The organism is Rhizobium sp. CB3171 (assembly GCF_029714265.1).
Classification (GTDB): Bacteria; Pseudomonadota; Alphaproteobacteria; order Rhizobiales; family Rhizobiaceae; genus Rhizobium.
Genome location: NZ_CP121653.1, coordinates 463,848 through 483,486, shown reverse-complemented (window position 1 = coordinate 483,486; position 19,639 = coordinate 463,848). Strand labels below are relative to the sequence as shown.

19 protein-coding genes and 2 pseudogenes are annotated in these 19,639 nt (G+C 58.3%); 12 read left to right on the top strand and 9 right to left on the bottom strand.

Going from position 1 to position 19,639, the window contains the following annotated elements; genetic code table 11:
• Positions 1-35 precede the first annotated feature (35 nt).
• Positions 36-1,091, top strand: coding sequence for a DUF1176 domain-containing protein (locus QA648_RS21505; protein WP_283053551.1), 1,056 nt, complete (start codon positions 36-38; stop codon positions 1,089-1,091).
• Between the two features lie 103 nt (positions 1,092-1,194).
• On the opposite strand, the gene QA648_RS21500 is transcribed toward QA648_RS21505, so the two are convergent.
• From QA648_RS21500 to QA648_RS21485, 4 genes are all read right to left on the bottom strand, one after another.
• Positions 1,195-2,103: a hypothetical protein gene (locus tag QA648_RS21500; protein WP_283053549.1), complete on the bottom strand. Its 909-nt coding sequence runs from the start codon at positions 2,101-2,103 to the stop codon at positions 1,195-1,197.
• Positions 2,104-2,181: 78 nt separating this feature from the next.
• A complete protein-coding gene (locus tag QA648_RS21495; RefSeq protein ID WP_283053547.1) occupies positions 2,182-4,092 on the bottom strand; it encodes a DUF4344 domain-containing metallopeptidase in 1,911 nt (636 codons plus the stop codon).
• Positions 4,093-4,165: 73 nt separating this feature from the next.
• Complete coding sequence (locus QA648_RS21490; RefSeq protein ID WP_283053545.1) at positions 4,166-5,188, bottom strand: DUF4424 domain-containing protein; 1,023 nt, start codon at positions 5,186-5,188, stop codon at positions 4,166-4,168.
• 43 nt (positions 5,189-5,231) lie between these two features.
• On the bottom strand, positions 5,232-6,212 hold the full coding sequence (locus QA648_RS21485) for a hypothetical protein (protein ID WP_283053544.1): 981 nt from the start codon (positions 6,210-6,212) through the stop codon (positions 5,232-5,234).
• A gap of 798 nt (positions 6,213-7,010) precedes the next feature.
• On the opposite strand from QA648_RS21485, the gene QA648_RS21480 reads away from it, so the two are divergent.
• Positions 7,011-7,460, top strand: coding sequence for a lysozyme inhibitor LprI family protein (locus QA648_RS21480; protein ID WP_283053542.1), 450 nt, complete (start codon positions 7,011-7,013; stop codon positions 7,458-7,460).
• 32 nt (positions 7,461-7,492) lie between these two features.
• On the opposite strand, the gene QA648_RS21475 is transcribed toward QA648_RS21480, so the two are convergent.
• Positions 7,493-7,936: a hypothetical protein gene (locus QA648_RS21475; RefSeq protein ID WP_283053540.1), complete on the bottom strand. Its 444-nt coding sequence runs from the start codon at positions 7,934-7,936 to the stop codon at positions 7,493-7,495.
• Positions 7,937-7,992: 56 nt separating this feature from the next.
• The gene (locus QA648_RS21470) at positions 7,993-8,871 is read right to left on the bottom strand and encodes a hypothetical protein (protein WP_283053538.1); all 879 of its coding nucleotides are present in this window, start codon (positions 8,869-8,871) and stop codon (positions 7,993-7,995) included.
• Positions 8,872-9,344: 473 nt separating this feature from the next.
• Here QA648_RS21470 and QA648_RS21465 point away from each other — a divergent pair, with 473 nt between their 5' ends.
• On the top strand, positions 9,345-9,701 hold the full coding sequence (locus tag QA648_RS21465; RefSeq protein ID WP_283053536.1) for an Ivy family c-type lysozyme inhibitor: 357 nt from the start codon (positions 9,345-9,347) through the stop codon (positions 9,699-9,701).
• Positions 9,702-9,849: 148 nt separating this feature from the next.
• Here the strand turns inward: QA648_RS21465 and QA648_RS21460 are convergent, their stop codons facing one another.
• Positions 9,850-11,208, bottom strand: a complete 1,359-nt coding sequence (locus QA648_RS21460) for an ISKra4 family transposase (RefSeq protein ID WP_283053534.1) — start codon at positions 11,206-11,208, stop codon at positions 9,850-9,852.
• A 129-nt stretch (positions 11,209-11,337) separates the two neighbouring features.
• Complete coding sequence (locus QA648_RS21455; protein WP_283054337.1) at positions 11,338-12,276, bottom strand: LysR family transcriptional regulator; 939 nt, start codon at positions 12,274-12,276, stop codon at positions 11,338-11,340.
• Positions 12,277-12,376: 100 nt separating this feature from the next.
• Here QA648_RS21455 and QA648_RS21450 point away from each other — a divergent pair, with 100 nt between their 5' ends.
• From QA648_RS21450 to QA648_RS21420, 7 genes are all read left to right on the top strand, one after another.
• On the top strand, positions 12,377-13,132 hold the full coding sequence (locus QA648_RS21450) for an SDR family oxidoreductase (RefSeq protein WP_283053532.1): 756 nt from the start codon (positions 12,377-12,379) through the stop codon (positions 13,130-13,132).
• A 75-nt stretch (positions 13,133-13,207) separates the two neighbouring features.
• On the top strand, positions 13,208-14,188 hold the full coding sequence (locus QA648_RS21445; RefSeq protein WP_283053530.1) for a quinone oxidoreductase: 981 nt from the start codon (positions 13,208-13,210) through the stop codon (positions 14,186-14,188).
• Positions 14,189-14,304: 116 nt separating this feature from the next.
• Positions 14,305-14,799, top strand: coding sequence for a nuclear transport factor 2 family protein (locus tag QA648_RS21440; protein WP_283053528.1), 495 nt, complete (start codon positions 14,305-14,307; stop codon positions 14,797-14,799).
• 40 nt (positions 14,800-14,839) lie between these two features.
• Positions 14,840-15,682: an aldo/keto reductase gene (locus QA648_RS21435; RefSeq protein ID WP_283053526.1), complete on the top strand. Its 843-nt coding sequence runs from the start codon at positions 14,840-14,842 to the stop codon at positions 15,680-15,682.
• Positions 15,683-15,799: 117 nt separating this feature from the next.
• On the top strand, positions 15,800-16,384 hold the full coding sequence (locus QA648_RS21430; protein WP_283053524.1) for an MFS transporter: 585 nt from the start codon (positions 15,800-15,802) through the stop codon (positions 16,382-16,384).
• A gap of 10 nt (positions 16,385-16,394) precedes the next feature.
• The gene (locus tag QA648_RS21425; RefSeq protein ID WP_283053522.1) at positions 16,395-16,706 is read left to right on the top strand and encodes a hypothetical protein; all 312 of its coding nucleotides are present in this window, start codon (positions 16,395-16,397) and stop codon (positions 16,704-16,706) included.
• Entirely contained in the window at positions 16,703-17,128 is a 426-nt protein-coding gene (locus QA648_RS21420; RefSeq protein WP_283053521.1) for a metalloregulator ArsR/SmtB family transcription factor, read from the top strand. The genes QA648_RS21425 and QA648_RS21420 overlap by 4 nt, the downstream gene beginning before the upstream one ends.
• A 337-nt stretch (positions 17,129-17,465) precedes the next feature.
• On the opposite strand, the pseudogene QA648_RS21415 reads toward QA648_RS21420, so the two are convergent.
• A pseudogene (locus QA648_RS21415) lies at positions 17,466-17,681 on the bottom strand (chemotaxis protein CheW); the annotation flags it as partial.
• Positions 17,682-17,788: 107 nt separating this feature from the next.
• Here QA648_RS21415 and QA648_RS21410 point away from each other — a divergent pair.
• A complete protein-coding gene (locus tag QA648_RS21410) occupies positions 17,789-18,289 on the top strand; it encodes a winged helix-turn-helix transcriptional regulator (RefSeq protein ID WP_283053519.1) in 501 nt (166 codons plus the stop codon).
• 58 nt (positions 18,290-18,347) lie between these two features.
• A pseudogene (locus tag QA648_RS21405) lies at positions 18,348-19,589 on the top strand (divalent metal cation transporter).
• Positions 19,590-19,639 lie beyond the last annotated feature (50 nt).

Here is a 19,639-nt window from a genome sequence, read left to right as displayed (position 1 = left end):
GGAGTGGGCGTATGTCAGCGAGGGGGGAGCAGCGAATGCAACATCGTTTCAAGCAGACCGCGGCGGTTTTCCTCGTCAGTATCGCACTCGCCGGCACAGCAAGCGCGGCGAACCCGTCCTACGACCATTACAAATCCTGGCTGGTCGCCTGCGACAACGGACTGACGTGTGAAGCCAAAGGTTTCGCGAACGGGAAAATCAGCAGTCCTGACCTGCGCTTCATCCGCGCCGCCGGTCCCGATGCCACGACCAAGGCTACGATGAACGTACCATTTCCGGTCGGCCTCAGCGATTTCCGTGCCGACGGTAAATCTTTGCATCTCGGGCCGTCCTGGACGTTGAGCCGGGACGAAGACCTGACAACAATCTCGACCAAGGATCCCGCGGCGGTGAAGGAACTTCTTTCAGAGTTGCGCAACGCTGCCGAGATCGAGGTCGGCGACGATAAAGTGGTCATTCCACTTGACGGCATGGTCGCCGCTCTTCTGCACATGGATGATCGCCAGGGTCGCGTCGGCGGTGTCACCGCGCTGGTCAAGACCGGGGTTATCCCTGCCTCGAACATCCCGGCTGTGCCGTCCTTGCCGGTCGTCAATCGCCACAAGATCGATGTCAGTTTATCGGATGGGGAAGGAGAGCGCCTGATCGCACAGGCAAAGGGTTCCAACAAGGCTCTTTTCGAGAGCGAAGAATGTGAAGCTAACGCATCAAGCGGCGACCTCGATGCAGAAGCTTATCCTCTTAACGCGGACCGTGCCCTTGTCTTCGTTCCCTGCATCATGGGCGCCTATCAAGGATCGTCACTTGCATTCATCGTGCCACGGAAAGGGGATGGTGCTCCCCTACCCTTTGAGACAAAACTTCCCCTTGGCGAGGGCGACACTGAAACGAGGCTACTGACGGAACCCGACTTCGATACGAACACCGGAACATTGCTGATGTCCGGCAGGGGGCGTTTAGTTGGCGACTGTGGCCTGACTGCGGAATGGGTCTGGAACGGTACCGAATTTCAGCTCTCGGGGGTTTCCTACCAACGAATTTGCGGTGGCAGCGAACTCGGCGACTGGCCGACTTTGTTCCGGACGAATTGAGGGTTCACCAAGTTGGTCATCGCGTCTCACGCGGCAACTTGGTCCGGTCCCCGACGACGCCTCTTATGCCTCCGTTTAGCAGGCTGACGAAATTACTCGGCTCTTACTGATTTCGAGAAGCAGGGCTCTCCAAGGATCGTGGGGGAAAGTTCGGATCGGTCAAGCATTGAACCATCCATCCCTGCGATGTGTCGTCAAATGGGAAATCCGGGTCGAGTTTGAGACTCGGCCCATCTTGCCCATCCAGATCGAAAGTCGATTCCTTTGGGCTTAGGTGAAAACTCCACCCTATAGAATGAGTGTCGCTTCCTTGATCCGCCTCATCAGGGCAGCTCTCGTTTGTTGAAGCATAACCCGTCGAGCATCCCGCGATCAGCTTTGTTTTGCCGTCCACGACCTCAGAAACCGTCCGGTACTCTGTCGAATGGCTGCTTGCCCAGTCGAGGGTCGTTGTGCAAACCCGATTGTTGTTCTGCGTGATTAGCGTGCCCGTACAGACATATGCGCCGTCGCCGAAACCTCTGGGAGCAAAAAAGCATCCGGTGCGAAATCCAGAGAAGGGACCACCAGAAAATCTGGAAATGAACACTCGCTCTTCCCTTATGGTCAACTCCAGTCTCGAAGGAGTGGCCGATAGCACTCGGGTGCGGTCATGTATTTCACCAAGGAGAATGGATTTCTGACGGTCGAGATCGTCAGGGTCCGGCGCAGGACTGGTAGGCGGATCGGTTATATCCTGGTGGTAGCGGGCCTCTATCCAACGGCGCTGACTGAGGATGATCAGGTCGTGAACCTCCTTGTCCTTTGTCGACTTTAAGAGATCGAAATAGGCCTTCGCCATTTTCGCGTCTGCCGTCTTCAAATCGCCGTCGCCGCAAATGACTTTGTCGAGCAACTGCGTCGCATGTTGGCAATCGAGAGCAAAGGCGGCACGAGGAAGTGCCATCAACGCGAAGATGGCGATGGCGGCCATTGCAGGAACTGGACCGAACTTTTGAGCGCGCGAGAGCACGGGGAATTCCTTTTCAGATTAACACGATAAAGCCGTTTTGCAGTCCGTGACGAAGTCCGAAATCAACCGCTCTGATATTTATTTGGCAAACGGATTCGAACTTTTGTCCCATTCGAGGGGGTTGCCGCCGGTCGCCGGCTGCGGCGCCTGAGCATTCTTCTGACCACCGCCATCGCCGCCATTGTCGTCCGACTTCGGTTGGAATCTCGGCGAAAAATGCGGCAGTATCAATCGTGCCCAGGAGCGGCTGATCTTGGAGGCTTCGTCGGGACAACGGGCCGCTCGTTCCTTCGGCAACATCCCGTTGTCGACGATTGCGCCGTTGTCGTCCGGATTGAGTCCATAAATCATGCATAGCAGATTGAAGTAACGCTGCGCATCGAGCGAATGTTCGTCGGCGAATGCTGCGACGTCCGGAGCGCTGGACGCCTGGCTGTTGACCTTGAACCATACGGAAGCGAGCTGCAGAACGCGCGCAATGTCGTTCTTGGTCTCACGGTCGTCGACATGAGAGAGCAGCAGCACAGCGGCCAGCTGATCCACGGAATCTTCTTCACGTCCGACGGCCGGAAGATCCAGCAAGTCGATCAATGCATGGCCGGACTCGTGCAGCAGAATGAAACGCAAGTTATCGCGCACGAACTCGATCGTCAGTGCCTTGGGATCGGAGGCGCCCTTCGATAAGGCCTGACCCATCTGCAACAGGCTATCGATCATCTCGTAACAGAGAAATACGGCGCCGTTTTCCTTATTGTAGAATGCGTTGATGGTGCCGCATTGCCGCGTCACATAATGCAGAGGGCGTGGGGTGACGAAGAGCCCGTCGAGGCCGTCAATTTCTGGAATATTGGAAAACAGATGGGTATCGACCGCCCACTGATAGGCATAGTTGAAGTTGGAATCTTGCGGGGGGAAATAGTGATAGGTGAAGCGCAGCCCTTTACCATCCGACGTGATCAAGGAACCGTCCGTAGGCGGCGGAAGCGCATTTTCTTTCTGTTCCGTTACACCATCCTTGTCATCACTCAATCGCTTGGTCGCCGGGCCGGAGGAATTGTCGGCTTGTTGTGATGGTTCTTGTTGCGATTGTTCTGGCGCGCCTGTCGTGCTGTCTGAAGGAGCATTCTGGTTGGCTTGTGCACTGTTGTCATTCGCGCCTGCCAGATCGGCGAGTTTTGCCAGCGTTGGATAGCTGGGTTCACCGTCGGCGGTGTCATTGCCAAAGGGATAGAAGCCGTTGGAGATGAGCACGGAGATGTTTTGGACCAGCTTGTCGTTCTTGTCGGCACTCCAGGTCAAATCGTAGCCGCGGATTTCATTGCCACGCTGCTCGAAGCGGGAATAGAAGTTTCGATCTCCCGATTTGCCGCTAACGATGAACCAATTACGCCGCCTGAGCTGGTAGGTGATCGTACTGCCCTGATCCACGGCGAGGGTCTGGAATAGATTGTCGAGCTGAGCAATGCCGCTATTGGCGAAACGTGCGGTCTTCAACGAAAGCGACCCGTTTCTCGCTTCCAGGGTTTCGCCTCCAAGGTCGTTGTCCTGCTGTTCAGTCAGCAGCCCGGCCGGGTAGGATATGGTCAGTCCGGCTTTGGAATTATCAAGGTTCTGCCATTGCAGCTGCTTGCGGACATCAAGCGCTGCACGGGACAATTCGAGCGCATCTTGAGGCGACAGCAAGCCGGTGGAAGCCCTGTTATGATCGCGTTGATAGCTCGCGATGCCATTGCGGCTGGCTTGTCCAAAGTTGCCGTCGGCAAAACCGCTATAGTAGCCGAGCAGGATCAATCCTTCCTGGCTGAGACGCCTCTCCCATATATTCAGCGCGTCTTCGATCGAACCCGAGCCGGTCTGATCGAGCTGTCCGCCTTGGGGCGAGGCTTGGGCAAAAGCAGGCCGCGGCGCGACCGCGTAGGGAGCGGCGAAAACCAAGGCCAGGGCGAAGATTGCAGTCTTCGAAACGTTAAGCTTCAAGGCGAAGGTCATTTTGCGCGAATTCCGGTTTGCCATGGGAACTATCACGAAAGGCTCGTTCGACACCAAGTTTGCCTGCCCCAAATCATTGAACCGGCATGGTTCTAAGCAGCAGCACATCGATGTCGCGTTTCGGCGCGTAATTCTTGATGTCCAATTCGAATTGGGTCGGGCTGATCTTTTTCACGCCATCGCCGCAGAAGGACACCAGCGTCTTTGGATCGCCCTTGTCGACGATGAGCTTGAAGTCAGCGATCGGTCCCGCCCAATTGCCGCCGGAGGTGATGACGTAGGAGAGATATTGCTCGAAAGCCTGGACCGTCGGATTGGCGTCGTCGAGTTTTTTGTGAAGCGAGCGAGCCGCCTTCAGGAAGGTCTCGTCGGTGCAGAAGGTATCGCTATAATGTTTGAGCTGATCGCTATCCATGTCGGGAGAGCCGAGCGATAGAGTGGACTGGCTGCCGACGACCGGGACATAGCTTTGCTCCACGATCATGTCTTTTCCCTTCGGAAAGATCTGCTGCCGCCAATATTTGGAGCGCAGCGTCCAAAGCGGATAGAGAGTGGCTGGCTGCCCGGTGTAATCGCCTTCGCCGGCATCAAAGATACCGGCATCCACCAATTCCTTGCGCTGAGCGTTCGACAAGCGGTTGATCGTTGCCTCGGTGGCCTCGGCTGTCGGAACCAGGGATAAGTGCAGTGCCTTGAGCTTATCCGTAATTTCCTTGTCCGGCTGACCGTCCGCTACGAGGAAGGCGCGCTGTTCGAGCTGCGAAGGAACGGACTGCCCGTCGACAACGGTCTTGAATTTCATGAAATTGTCGTTCGCCGGATCGGGAACCACGGTCGTGGAATTGGAGCCGCCACCCGGAAATGCCGGCATCGGGAAGGCAATGGTCGTCGCGTAGTCTGCATTCGTCAGATTGCGGAAACGATACGAGATTCGAATGCCTGTGGGGGACAGGTAGAGATCCTCGGAGACGAGCGCGATCTTGTCCGTTTTCTGAAGAACGAGACCTCCGGTCCCCAATGTGGCCGAACTGTCGTCGGCGAGGGCATGCGTCGACAGGAGCATCAAGGCGGCACAGGCAAATGGAATGAAACGCATTGCTGATCTTTCGGAATGAGGGTCGGCTTACCCGGTTTCGGCATCAGGATTTGGTCTTGCGATAGGTCGTGCCGTCGAAACTGTAGATATCGCCGGAGTCGGGAAGCTTGGCATCGCCGTTCACGACGATGTCGCGGAAGTCTCCATGCCGGCTATCCTGGATCTTCACCGCACGAAGGAATTCGCTTAAGACGATTGAGGCTTTGCCAGTCGGTCCGACCGAGACGATCCAGACCGGCGCCAAGCCTGCGCCGGCGTCGCAGCGGTTCGACGTCGTCACGAACCACGTCGCCGCTCCTTCCGAAAGCGACGGCAGCATCTTCTTGCCGGTTAGCCTGCAGATTGACGGATAATTGGGATCTTGCTTGATCGCTTCGATTATCGCCGATTCCGGTTGTTCCATTCCGGCGTCGTTGATCGACCATAGGGTCTTGCCGGCAATGGCGGAAGGTGCGGCATCCGCCGAGCCGATAGGCGTGCCATTTTTGGCGACGACATTGGCGTCAAGATCGAAATTCTCGGCGATCTCTTCCGGAATGCTTCCTGCCTCGAGCACAAACTGACCGTTCTGCGAATGCCAGATGGCAACACCGGTTCGATTGTCCTCGCCATGGGCGCTTCTCATATAGGTGACGCGCACGCGGTCGGGCTGTGGCAGATCCGTTTCGACCTTGCCCGTAACGGTTATGGCTTCGTTCTCTGTCGCCGCCGCGTCGTCGTTGCTCCAGCCGGTCGGAACCATGCCAAGCGAAACGATACCGCCGTTTCGGAACGCATAGAAGTCGGTCGACTCGCTGGAATAGCCCTGTTGAGACGTCCCGCCGGTCACCATCATGCCGTCATCAGGGCCAAAGTGTGCAGTGCCAATCTCCCCGGCATTGCCCCACGAGCCGTTGCTGTCGGCGAAGTTGTTCTTTGAAGCGACGAGCCGTAGCTGATTGCCCGAGTCTCGGAGGAAATAGGCCGAAAGATGAGCGCTCTGGCTTGGCGAACTTTCACCCGGATCCGTGGTCGCCGTGATCAAGACCTTAGCGCTTGTGAATCTTAGGAGCGCTGCGAGGCTTGTGCAGCCATCGGATGAACTGGCCGCCTGAAAAGGCAGGTCTTTTCCGAGTGCAATAGCTGCTGCATTACGCATCTCGGCATTGTCGGCGAGGACATCTTTGTCGCCGTCGCAAAGGAGAACCGGGACCCGTTTCGCCTCACCACTCCCCGACGCGGCTCGAGCCACCGATCCGAGCGGCATGGCCGCGATCGGGAGGGCCAGGAAGCCGGTCACAAATGGCCAAGCTATGGGCCGTCGTTTCTGGAGGTGTATATTCTTCATCGGTCCAAGCATGCGAATCCAACATCCAACAATGGTTTCGTGCATCACAGCCGCATATCTCCCGGCCCTGTCTCAAGAGCGACCACCGCCGCATCATCTCGGTTTGGTCGGCAATTATCAGAACGCCTCCGATGAACCGACATTCCTGCGTCCGTCATTGGTGTACATCCGTCTATATTTCTCAGATCTGTATCTTCACGGCTGGCCGGCAGCTCTCGCGCGCAGTAGAGGCGCAGAAGCGAATTGATGCGCGGGACGGCTCTCTTCCGACCCGCTTATGCGGGCGGTCTTGCCGATAACAATTCTGGCAGATTGGCTGCACCACGAGACGCGTTGATGCCCGCAGACCGTATTCAGCGGCGCGTAAATGAGGGAGCCTGCATTCTTCTAAGTATCGGCGATCAGCATTCGATGTGGGGCGAAAACATGCTCCTCACCGCAACAAATCGCAGCTAGTCCAAACCCATCGACCTCTATCGTTAAAAGGATATCAGCATGAATGTCTGGCGTGGCACGTTTTCTCGCCTCTTACTACCTGCTCTGGCGTTATCTATTCCGACGCTTGTTTGCGCGGTCGAGCAGAAGAATATCGAAGCGACGGCATCAACTGGGGTGCAAAAGCAAGTCGACGCGGTGCGTCCCTCTTATAAGTCCTGCTTCAAGCAATCCGAAGGTGTTACCGTTGCTATGCGGGACTGCGCCGCCACGGAACTTGAATATCAGGACAATCGCCTCAATCGAGCCTATCGCACCTTGCGAGCAAAACTGGAGCAGATCAGCGCTACGCAATTGCGCGACGAAGAGCGCGCCTGGATTGCCGAACGCGACCGGCAATGCGCTGTAGACAAAGATGGCGGCACGGCCGCTTTGGTCGTTGCCGACGATTGCTTAGTGCAAACGACATCCAAGCGGGCCGCCGAGCTGGAGAGCCGGCTTCCGCGATAAGGAAGCTCGAAATCATTCACGAGAGCCGGCCCTTATGGGTCTGGCTCTATTGCCGGAAGATAATAGCCGCGTTGAACTGTCCCGCCAAAAGCAGCGCCCTGACAGCTCAGGGAATAGCGTTCCCAGGAAATGGTCGTGACAACGGACCGTGTTCGCGTGTCCACGGCCCGGCTCTGATAGTCGACCTCCGCCTCATAACTGGCCTGTTCACCTGGTCCCTGGGAGACATCCTTCGTCGAGACGAGTGTTTGGCGTGTGCCGCCTTCTTGTGTCGCTACGGGCTCTGGCATGGCAAGGGCCGTCTGCTGCTTGTGTATTGCCGTCAGGTAGGCCAGGCATGCCGCAAAGCTCGGGAATGGGCCGGCCACGAACGGCTCGGGCGGCAACGATCCGCTGGCGAGCGTCGGACCAGCGAAGGCGGACAGAATACAAAATCCCGCCAGCAGGCGATTGGAAACCGACCGTCCTGTGCTCATCCTCTCTCCTCGCGGTTGGAAATCCTCACAATCGCTTGATATCATCATGCAGCGCGTCAATTCGCCGTGTGCCATTTGGACCGCTCGCAGGTAGCCTGATAGTCCGAAACCGTCGGCTTTCCGTCACCGAAGCTGGTGAGGCTCAGCTCCATGTCGCCTTTGTGATAATAGTAGTTGCAAGATGCGAGATCCGTCGCAGAGCAATCGGTCGCCTCGATAATTCCGCTTTTGCGAATTTCGTCGCCGACGTAATCTTCGTAGGAGGGCGCCGGGCTTCGAAACGGCTCCCAACCTTCGGCAATGATCGCCGCACGCGCCTCGACGACGGGCTTGCCATGAACATCGGGCACCACTGCCTTCCCGCCACAGACGGATTCCTGCTTTGCTAAAGGCTCTACCTCGATCACATGACCGTCGACGAGCCGAACGTCGCCAACAGGCAACTGGACAAGGCTGCCATCAACAATACGCAGGCTGCCCTGGGCGCTAACAATCCTACCGATCGAAAGCTTGCTGTTCTTGTTGGCGTAGATGATGACGAGAAGCTGAGGACCATTGAAGAGCGCGATGTTGCCCTGGTCGATCTCGCAGGAGCCCGCAGTCGAAGGGTCGAACTCGCCAGCAAAGCTCACCGCGTCGTAGGGGCCAAGCTTTGCTTCGCCCGTTACTCCCCAACCGAGCGCATCGGCCGCCTTTCCACCCTCGCTCTTCGGAGTGACCAGTGCGTCGCACTCTTCCAGAGATTGGGCCGATGCGGGCGCTTTGGGTAATTGCGATAGGAGCGTGATTTCGAGGCCAGGGACCTGCGACCGCACGCTGGGTGTAGCCTCGACATTCTGGCCAGCCGCAAGGGCGCTGCCGCCCGAAAGAAAAGCCAGCAAAAGCAATGCGCCGCTAGCCGACAATCGGGAAATACGCACAAGAATGGTCAACATGGCCTCGCGGAAAAAGCGCCTTACTGGAAATATAATGATGTCTATTCAACGGTTGATCACCGTTCAAGAAGCGCAGGTCTGCGTGAAGTCTACTGGGCTCCATCTCGAGTGCACATGCGTCCAGAATTGCGCTTTCGTTGATGGCACGGCATCCGGAAGCGAGGAAGCAAGCTTGTGCCCATTCGTTTCATGTGAATTCAGACTGTGTCTGGAAATTGCGGGCCCCATTAGGAACCTGCCGCGCTAGTATTCACATCCGAGAGATCGCCGGTGCAGGATCGTCCAAAACAAGTGCACTTGCGTTTAGACTTCGGAAATCGGCTGTAATCGGTCGCGGTGGCAGGTTATGCGAATATCGCGACTCCCACAGAGGTTTGTTCGAGGCGAAATTCTTTCCCTTTTGCGACCCATTATGCCAAGAGGACAAACACGGATTTATGCGTAGGCTCGTACTCTTCCTTGCACTTGTCGGCATGACAGATATCGCCCATGCCAAGGACGTCTATCTTTATGATCTCCTGAAGGACCCGGTTCATGCCCGGTCATGGAAGGCCATGCTGTCTTCGGCGAAGGGTGCACCTGCTTGGGTGCGTGATGAAAACCGGTTCATCGCAGAACCGGTCACGATGATATCTATCGACTCCAAAGATTACACGATCACCGTCATTGCTGAGCAGCACGCGACAAACGATGGCCAGGCCGCAATCCTCTTCACCAAAGATGGAACACACGCATGGGCGGAGATCCAGGACGAGAAAAGTCTAAAACTCTATTTAGGCAACCCTTCCGCGTCACAGAAGACTGCGCTGGACAAGGTGCTGGCAGAATAGTCTGCGTGCGGGTTCCGATACAGTTGTCAATCTTTCTGTGCCGCATTCTCCTTAAGCATTCGACCTGACACCGCTCGACGAGCCCGGCCGTACCAATACGCTGCTAGCAATCCAAGCTGTGAACGAGGGAGTGGAAAAAAGATAGGGGTTACGCCGCAAGACTGAGCTTTGCCTGCTTGAGACGACCATCGGCGACGGCGGCTCGGACCTGTAGAACCCGATGAGCGCCAATCGGCGACCAACGCATCTGACGCTTCTTGTTCATGCGGGCATTGACGAGGCTGTTGGCGGCGCTTTCGGCCGGCGAGCTGGATATCGGAAGGCCGGACCAGTATCGCCGACAGTAGTTGGCGATCGAAGCTGCGTTCTGCACCAGGTAGGTGCCAAGATTGTTGATCAGTTCGCATAGACGCCTGAGCTTCCCGGCAGCGTCGCGCAGTCCGGGATGCTGATCCAATTGGGCGAGCATCTGCATTACGGCTTCGCTTGCCTCTCGGACATAACCACTCCAAAGCAGATATCGAAGCCTTGGCACATGTACTGCAACATCTCGAAGATGGACGTTCAGATCTTGGAGATGCCTGATGCCCTCCCAGGCCTGCTCGATGTGTCGCAGCCGTATCGATAGATGAAACCAGTCGAGAATATGCGTGACGGGCTGGCGTGTTGCGCTGAGGACGATGCTTTGCAAGCCGACTTCTCCGTCGCTGAAAACGGTCACGTCTCGACCGGGGAGCCATCCTTGTGCTCGCAACGCCGCGCGAAGGATATCGTGCTTGCCGGTAGCGATATTCGGCGCACCGGCAAACTGACGCGGTGCTCGGCCTTGCGACACAACCCGCCCCATGGCGACCTCGAAATGCCGGCTTTGATAGCCGGGAACCGCGCGAATATAAGCGCCATCGATAAAAACGGAAACGGGAGACTTGCCGGCACGACTGATCCGATAAGGGCTCGCGACGTCCCACCTTTCGATCTCATCAGCAACCTTGCCCAGCCGGTTGCTCACGGTTCGATGATTATGGGGCCTTGCGGCCGGCACAAAGATATCAAGCACACGAGCGGCTTCTCGAAAGGACAAACGGGAACCCAGTTCGGGTTGGATCCGCTCCAACTCCGGCGTTGCTCTGCCATCCAGCAAAGTCTCCACGTGTCCGGCGCCCGATCTTGAGGTCGCTCCACATTCGCAGCTGCGCCACCTCGGTACGCGCACAGAACAAGTTCCGAAGAGCGAATGGATTGTACGGGATCTGTAATCGTGGATTTGGCGGGGTCGGTTACAGTCTTGGCATTTCCGATCTCGCTGGGTGGCTTGGTCGGTCTGAAACTGCGTCAGTTTCCCTTGCAGGCGCCGCTGTATTTCTTTGCGTTCTTCCAGGGAGAGGCCAAAATTATCGAGACAGGCCACATCGACAATCCGTTCGACGTTGGCAACCTCGCGACGCTGCAGAACGCCGTCCATCCCAACAAACTCTACCGAGACGATCATCTGCAATTGCACTGTCACGAATGGCCCTTTCACAAAAGGCACCCGATTACCTGAAGATCCTTACCCCCCCGTTTTTCCCGCTCCCAAAGAAGCGGTCGCATTCTCACGTTTTAATGCCAAACGACATGGCGAAACTGCCCTACCTGGTCAGGTTACGCCCGCAATCGCGTCCCACGGCGCCGGATCGGGAAAGAGTTCGCGCAAAAAAGCGACGAACGCGCGGACGTTCGGATTTCCCTTGCGGCTCTCCGACCAAAGGGCGGTGATGTGGTTTCGTTCGACCCAATGGTCGACCAGGAGAGGGACGAGTTCGCCACGCGCCACGAATGGTGCAGCGATATAGGTGGGCGACAGGCCAATTCCCGCGCCGCCGACGAGCGCGGCCGCGGCAGCATCGGTATTCTCCAACACGAGACCGGCCGTCGGAAGAATCTCGACCACACGTTTACCGACCCGAAAAGGCCACCTTATGAGCTGTCCACTGCTCTGCAGGCGGACATTGACGCATTCGTGCCCCTCGATGTCTTCGATCCGTTCGGGCCGCCCCCGTTTTTCCAGATAGCCGGGCGAAGCAAAGACGCCCACCCGATTGGGCGCCAGCTTCCGTGCAATCAGCCGTGAATCCTCCGTGCCGGTCACCCGGATCGCAACATCAATGCCTTCCTGAATGAGATCTGCGAACCCATCGCTCACGCGCAGATCGACAGCCAGCCGAGGATAGCTTTCCCTGAAGCGCGCGAGATTGGGGGCGATCAGATGAACCCCGATCGGCACCGAGACCGTGACCTTGAGTATGCCTGAAGGCTCGCCCCGCGCGGCCACGGCCACCTGTTCCAATTCCTCCGCGTCATGCAGGAGTTTTAGTGCCCGGTCGTGCAGGTCACGCCCCTCCGGGGTGAGGGTCAGAGATCGCGTGGTTCGGGCGAAGAGGCGCACGCCAAGACGCTCCTCCAGTCTCTGAACGCTTTTGCTGACAGCAGACGGGGAGATCGACAGCGAACGCGCGGCAGCGCTGTAGCTGCCGAGCGAAGCCGCACGCGCAAAAGCGATGATCCCAGTGAGGCGGTCAATTCCAATCTGTTCCATGACGGCACTATTATAAGGATATTGGGCATAATTATCAAACTTAGGGCCAAGGTCTATCTTTCGGGTCATCGCAATCGACGAAGAACCGGAAACCAAGAACATGACGCAGACCATTGCAGCCGCGGAAGCAAACGAAGCCCGACTTCCCCTTGAAGACAAGCACGTCCTGATCTTCGGCGGGACTTCCGGTATCGGCCTCGCCACCGCGCTCCAGGCGAAGGCCGCTGGAGCTCGCGTCACAGTGGTCGGGCTCAACCGGGACCGTTCGCGCCGCGCCGCGGAGCAACATGGCTTTGCCGACTGGCGGGCCGCCAACGTGACCGATCCAGAAGCGATCCGCGAAGCGCTATCCGATGTCGGACAGGTCGATCATCTCGTCCTGCTCGCGGGATCGTTTGCTATGGGAAAGGTTCTCGAAGCCGACATCTGCCTCCTCCGCCTCGCCTATGAGGAGCGCATTTGGTCGGTCGTGCATATTCTGCGCACGCTCGGCGACAAGCTGGCCCAGGACGCTTCGATCACACTGGTCTCCGGCGCCCTGACGCACCGCCCTGATGGCAACGGCACCGCGATCATCGCAAGCGCCTGCGCTGCCGTCGAAGTGCTCGGTCGCGGCCTGGCCCTCGAGCTTGCTCCGCGCCGTGTGAACACCCTGTCACCCGGTCCCATCGACACGCCGCTCCTCGGCAAGGCCATGGGCGAAGCGAGGGATGGCTTTGTGCGCGCAATCGAAGCACAGCATCCGCTTCACCGCTTTGGCACCGCCGAGGAGACCGCCTCCGCAGCCGTGTTCCTGATGACCAACGGCTACATGAACGGCGAAGTCCTTCACATCGATGGCGGCTCCCGGCTCTAACGCCGCCTCGCGCCTGGATCCTGGCGAGCAACATCCATTCCAGTCGAACGGGCGGCATGCCCGGGGAGAAATGCAATGCGACACATCGCAATCACGGAGTTCGGCGGGCCTGAGCAACTGGTCGCCGAGACCACCGAGGACCTGCATCCCGGCTCCGGTCAGGTTCTGGTCGAAGTGGAAGCCGCCGGGATCAACTATCTGGACCTCACGCAACGCAGTGGCGCCTCTCGGGTCCACCTGATCGAGCTTCCGTTTGTCCCCGGCCTTGAAGGCGTTGGCCGCGTTCTGGAGGTGGGGGAAGGCATCGCAATGGCTTCCGGTCTCTCGGTAGGCACCCGCGTTGCCTGGATGGATGCGCGCGGCTCCTATGCGAGCCAGGCGGTCGTTTCCGCGGAACGTGCAATCCCTATCCCGGACACCTTCATGGTCAGCGAGGGCCTGCTGTTCCAGGCCCTGACTGCCCACTATCTCGTCCACGAGTATCGGAACATCCGTGCCGGCGACCGCGTGCTGGTGCATGCGGCGGCCGGCGGCCTGGGGCAGCTTCTGGTCCAGTGGCTGAAACATCTCGGCGCCTGGGTCGTCGGCACGACGTCCAGCGACAAAAAGGCAGAGAGCATTCGCGCATTCGGCGCCGATGCCGTCATCGTCTACGGCGACGACTATGACTTCGCCGACGAAGTTACCAGGCTTACCGGGGGCAACGGCGTTGACCTTGCATTCGACGGATTGGGGGAAAAGACGCTCCTCAAGACCATCGCGACGCTTGGTCCTGGCGGAACGGTGGTGGCCATCGGCGCCGCTTCCGGGCCTATTCCGGCGATCAATCCGACGCTGCTAACCCAGCGCGGTCTGCGCCTCGCCGGTGGGTCGGTGTTCGCCTATGTGGCCGATCCGGCAGAGTTGCAGAAGCGGGCGTCCGATGTGATCGCTGCCGTGCAAGCCGGATGGCTGCGGCTGGACGAGGCAACCGGCTATCCGCTCGATCGTGCGGCAGATGCCCACCGGGACATCGAGAACCGCCGGGCTAAAGGCAAACTCTACCTGATCCCCTGAGCAAATACCGGCGCCATTGCGCCTCGGCAGACGGCTGAGCCCGCCGATGCTCCTGTCCCGAGCAACGCCGTCTCTGACTTTAACGCAACATCATCCTCGTGAACCAAGGAGAACTCATGCGCAACGCACTCATTCTCGCGGCCGCCATCGTGCTGAGCCCCGCTCTCCCAACGATGAGCTCCGCTCAAACGGCTATTGTCACCGAAGCCGGCACATCAGCCGATAAGCACGCGATCAATGCCATCCATGAACGCTGGGCCGGACTGCTCCAGGCTAAGGATGCGGCGGCGATCCAGAAACTCTACGCCGATGATGCCGTGTTGATGGCGCCGGGCGAAGCCGCGGTCGTTGGCAGCGCAGCGATCGGCGCACGGTGGACGCGCCAGCTCCAGTTGAAAGACCTTGCCTTCAGCCTGCATCCCGAACAGGTGGTCGTCTCCGCGTCAGGGGATCTCGCGCATGATCGCGGCACTTATGATTTCGCGGCAACGCTTCCGCAGGGCCCGATTACCGACAAGGGCAAGTATGTGCTGGTCTGGCAGAAGATCGGCGGCGAATGGAAAGTCATCGCCGACATCTTCAACAGCAACCCGACCCCGGCGGCGAACTGACGGCCAGGCTCAGCTTCAACCGATACAGAAAGGATCGGCAATGGAATATGTCACGCTCAACAACGGAGTGCAGATGCCCAAGCTCGGCCTGGGCGTGTTCAGGATGGACGATGCCGAGGTCAGGAAAACGGTGCCCGTTGCGCTCGAGGAAGGCTATCGGCTGATCGACACGGCGTCCCGCTACTACAATGAGAAGGCGGTGGGGGCCGCGCTGGCAGAGTCGGGTGTACCCCGCGCGGATCTGTTCGTCACAACCAAGCTCTGGTTCAAGGATTACGGCTACGCGAAAACCAAAGAGGCATTCCAGGTCTCGCTGGACAATCTCGGGCTCGACTACCTCGATCTGTATTTGATGCATCAGCCGTTCAACGACTACTACGGCGCCTGGCGGGCGATGGAGGAGCTTCTGGACGAAGGTAGGGTTCGGGCGATCGGCCTCTCCAACTTCTATGCCGACCGTTTCCTCGATCTTGTGACACACAACCGCGTCATTCCGGCGGTGAACCAGCGCGAGACGCATCCGCTCAATCAACAGGTCGACACCCTGGCACTGCTGCAGCGTCACGGTACGGTTCTTCAAGCCTGGGGGCCATTGGCTCAAGGCAATCAGGAGGTCCTGACCAGCAGCGCGCTGGCGAACATCGCGGCCGCGCATGGCAAGAGCGTGGCGCAAGTCATTCTCCGCTGGCTTGTTCAGCGTGACGTCACCATGGTCGTGAAGAGCACGCGCGTCGCGCGCCTGCGTGAGAACATCGACATCTTCGACTTCCATCTCAGCGAAGGCGAGATGAGCATCATCGGCGGCTTCGATCGACACCAGCCGTTGGCTGGGTTCACCCATCAGGATCCCCGTATGATCGAACTCCTCCTCACGCTCGCGTAGCGGGCAACAAGGAACGGGCGCACAGACGCCGGCCCGCGGGCCGGGCTTAGAGGCTCAAGTTGACTCCCGCGCATAGCGTCATTCACACCGTCATCGCGGCTTACGAGGTTACAGAAAATGGACACCCAGATTGCCGGGGGCATGTCTCGAGGAATGACCCTGCTCTTCGCCCTGGCCGGCTCTTCGGCGGTCGGAAACCTTTACTGGGCCCAGCCGCTACTCACCGAAATCGCGGCGGACCTCAATATCTCCTTGGCCTCCAGTGGAACGCTCGTCACGGTGACCCAACTCGGATATGCGGCGGGCGTCCTTCTGCTCGTCCCTCTGGGCGACGCCTTCAATCGCCGACGCTTCATCCCCGTAATGATGGGCTTGTCCGTTCTCGCGCTGCTCTTCAGCGCCTTTGTACCCGGATATTGGGTATTGCTCGGCGGCCTAACCGCACTCGGCGTGACCACCATTTCCGGCCAGTTGCTCGTTCCGCTCGCCGGCGATCTGGCGCGCGACGACCAGAGGGGCCACGTGATCGGCGCGATCGCATCGACCATGTTGATCGGTATCATGCTATCGCGCTTTCTGAGCGGCCTCGTCGCCGACGCCTTCGGCTGGCGTGCGATCTACATCGCCGCAGCCATCATTAATATCCTCTTTGCGAGACATCGAGCGCAGCTTCGGCATCAAGGTGACATTCCCGCTGATTGAGGATTCGGCGATGGTGATAGTCAGAGCATACGACATGCTGGACGCATCTTCGGAAAATAGCGGCACCGTTCGTGCGACCTACGCAATTGATCCGGAAGGCATCATCCGCGCCATCGTCTGGTATCCGATGAATGTCGGCCGTTCAGTCGAGGAACTGCTGCGTCTGGTGGAGGCGTTGCAGACATCGGAACGCGAGTGCGCCTTGACGCCGGAGGGATGGCACCCCGGTGATGCACTGGTGGAGCCGGCGGCGATTTCGCTGGATGAGACTGAGCAGTTGGCCGAAGGCCAGTCCTGGTATTATCGGAAGCGCCGCGCGTGATCGACATATCTCTTTCCGTTGAAGTGATGCAGGAAAGGGCCGTGGAGGCTGCGGACTTCATGCGCCTCTTCAGTACACCAAGCCGCCTGATACTGCTGTGCCATATTGCCCAAAAGGAGCGGTCTGTCGGCGAGATTCAGGATGATTTGGGGCTGAAGCAACCAGGGCTCTCGCAGCAACTGAGCGAGCTCCGCCAGGCGGGCGTCGTCCAGACCCGACGTGAATCCCGGCAGATCTACTATTCGATCGCTGACGACCGCGTCGCTATCGTCATGCAGATGCTGATGCAGATGTTTTGCGGTGCGGATCCGGTGGTCACTGCAGCTTCCACGAGGACCGTATTCGTTCCGGAAGGACGCAGCGCCGGCGTCAGCGTTCCAGGTGAGATGGCGTATTGGGCGCGGCTTGAAAAGGTCGATTGAACGTCACTTCAAAATGCAGTCTTTGGCAGATATTCCGGAAGATGCTTCCCCGAGCAACCTGGTGAGGCAATGGACAATGTAGCAGGTTGTAGATTTGTGAAAAAAGCGATCTGGCTGCGAAATGATATCAGACGTCTTGCCGACCCGTCTCAGTTAAATGCCGCCGAAGCCCGAAGCTGGGCTTCGGCGACATTTGAGAACGTGCGAGCGGTGTATGCGCAGACCAAAGTATTTTGCCGACGCCCTTGATTACCAGCAGAGCACGCAGCGCTGTACAGCAAGAAATCGGCGCCATTGGCTCACCGAATGTTAAAACGGTCGTAACTTTCCCGAGACCTCACGCGGCAATACTGTCGCCCGGTGGGAACATCCGCGCGAGATTGAGGAAGCAAACCATGCTCTCCTCATGGGTGATGATGGCATCGGAAAAGCCGCGATCGAATGAGGTGGCTATTTCCGGCACGGGCTGAATCTGGTCGCCGCGGACGGTGAGAATATCCGACACCTGGTCGACAAGCAGACCGAGCACCATTCCGTGAACATCCGCCACAACTCGTCGGGAAATTCAGGGTATCGGTCGTTGCGACAGGCCTACGGCAGGCAGCCGAAATTATTCCATTCGGACAACGAATTGCGTAAAAGCTGGGCTAAGACCTCCAAGTGCAGGTTCAGCTTGCGGGAAAAGCTAGTTTATGTTTCGTCCCCTACCGGCTGCTTCGCTACTGCTCACCCCCTCTTTGGCAAAATGCGCAGCGCGCGCTCCATAGCCTTGAGATCGGCCGCGTCTTTGGGCGCGAGGTCATCGTCGGTTCGCCACCCTCGGCCGAATACATGCTCACCACGCTTGATGGTGAGCTATTGCCGATAATCGACGAGCTCGAGAAGATCGGTTCGAAGCTGCGGGAGCCTCGTCAGGCGGCAAAGTCATGCGCAAGATGCGGGCTGGAACCTTTATGCTTTGAAGAGGGTTATAGATGCACTCTCGAGGACAGGGTCATGATCCCCAAGGTACAAACGATCGGAGTTCTTGTGGCGATCTTTTTCGGCGCCATCTTCTTGTCGCTTCTGGAGCATTCCGGACACACCGTTCCATTGACACTCCTCGGGCGGGCGCTGGCCGGAGCTGCCTCCTACGCCCTGTGGATCGGTCACCATGGATGATCTGACGGCTCCCAAGCAGGATCGGCCGCTTTCCGTTCTCGCGCCCGCAGCGAAGAAGATGCTCGGTCGATTGGGGCCGGGCCTTATCACCGGCGCCTCCGATGACGATCCGTCCGGGATTGGCACCTATAGCCAAGCCGGCGCCCAGCTCGGGTTCGGGGTCGGATGGACGATGTTGCTAACCTATCCGCTGATGGCGGCAATTCAGTAAATCAGTGCCCGCATCGGCAGGACAACCGGTCATGGCATTGCAGGCAATCTCGGGCGGCACTACCCGAATTGGCTTCTCCTTTCCATCGTGACGCTGCTGTTCATCGCAAACACCATCAACATCGGCGCGGATCTCAGCGCCATGGCGGACGCGACAACCCTGTTGATCGGAGGGCCTGCGGCCCTTTATGTCGTTGGCTTCGCGGCAATTTGCGTCGGTGGCATCGTGTTCGTCAATTACGATCGCTACGCCCTTATCCTGAAATGGATGACGTTGAGCCTGTTCTCCTACGTGGCGGTGTTGTTTGCCGTGCGCATTCCATGGCACGAAGCATTGGAAGGTATATTAGTCCCCCGTATCGACTGGAGCAGCGCGTTCTTCACGACGCTGCTTGCCATCTTCGGCACGACGATTTCGCCCTATCTGTTCTTCTGGCAAGCCTCGGAGGAAGCTGAAGATATCCACGCCAACCATGACAGAAAATCTCTGTTGAAAGCCCCGCGTCAGGCACTCGATGCGTTTTCGCGCATTCGCGCCGACACACTGATAGGCATGGCATTTTCCAACATCATCGCGCTGGCAATCATCTTCGCAACTGCGGCAACTCTGAACAGAGCCGGGACCATCGCCATCGAGACATCCGCCCAGGCGGCCGAAGCGCTCCGCCCGATCGCCGGCGTTTTTGCTTTTGCCATCTTTGCTTTTGGCATCGTGGCGACAGGACTTCTGGCGATCCCGATCCTGGCAGGTGCTGCGGCATATGCCATCGGAGAAGCTTTTCGATGGCCGGTGGGTCTGTCACGCCAACCAAAAGAGGCCGGGGCATTCTATTGCACGCTCGCAGCCGCGACAGGCTTCGGCGCGGCGATCACCCTCAGTCCCATTGATCCGGTCAAGGCGCTTTACTGGTCTGCCGTTATCAATGGTGTTGTCGCCGTGCCGGTGATGACAGTCATGATGTCGATGACTGTCCGACCGGAGATCATGGGGGACTTCGTTATCAAGGGTTGGCTGCGCTGGCTGGGATGGGGCTCGACGATAGCCATGGCCGCGTGCATGCTCGGAATGCTCGTTAGCTGGTTCACGTGAAGAAACCTCGACGAGTTTTAATTTTGACGCCGCCCTCCCAGGAACAAAGC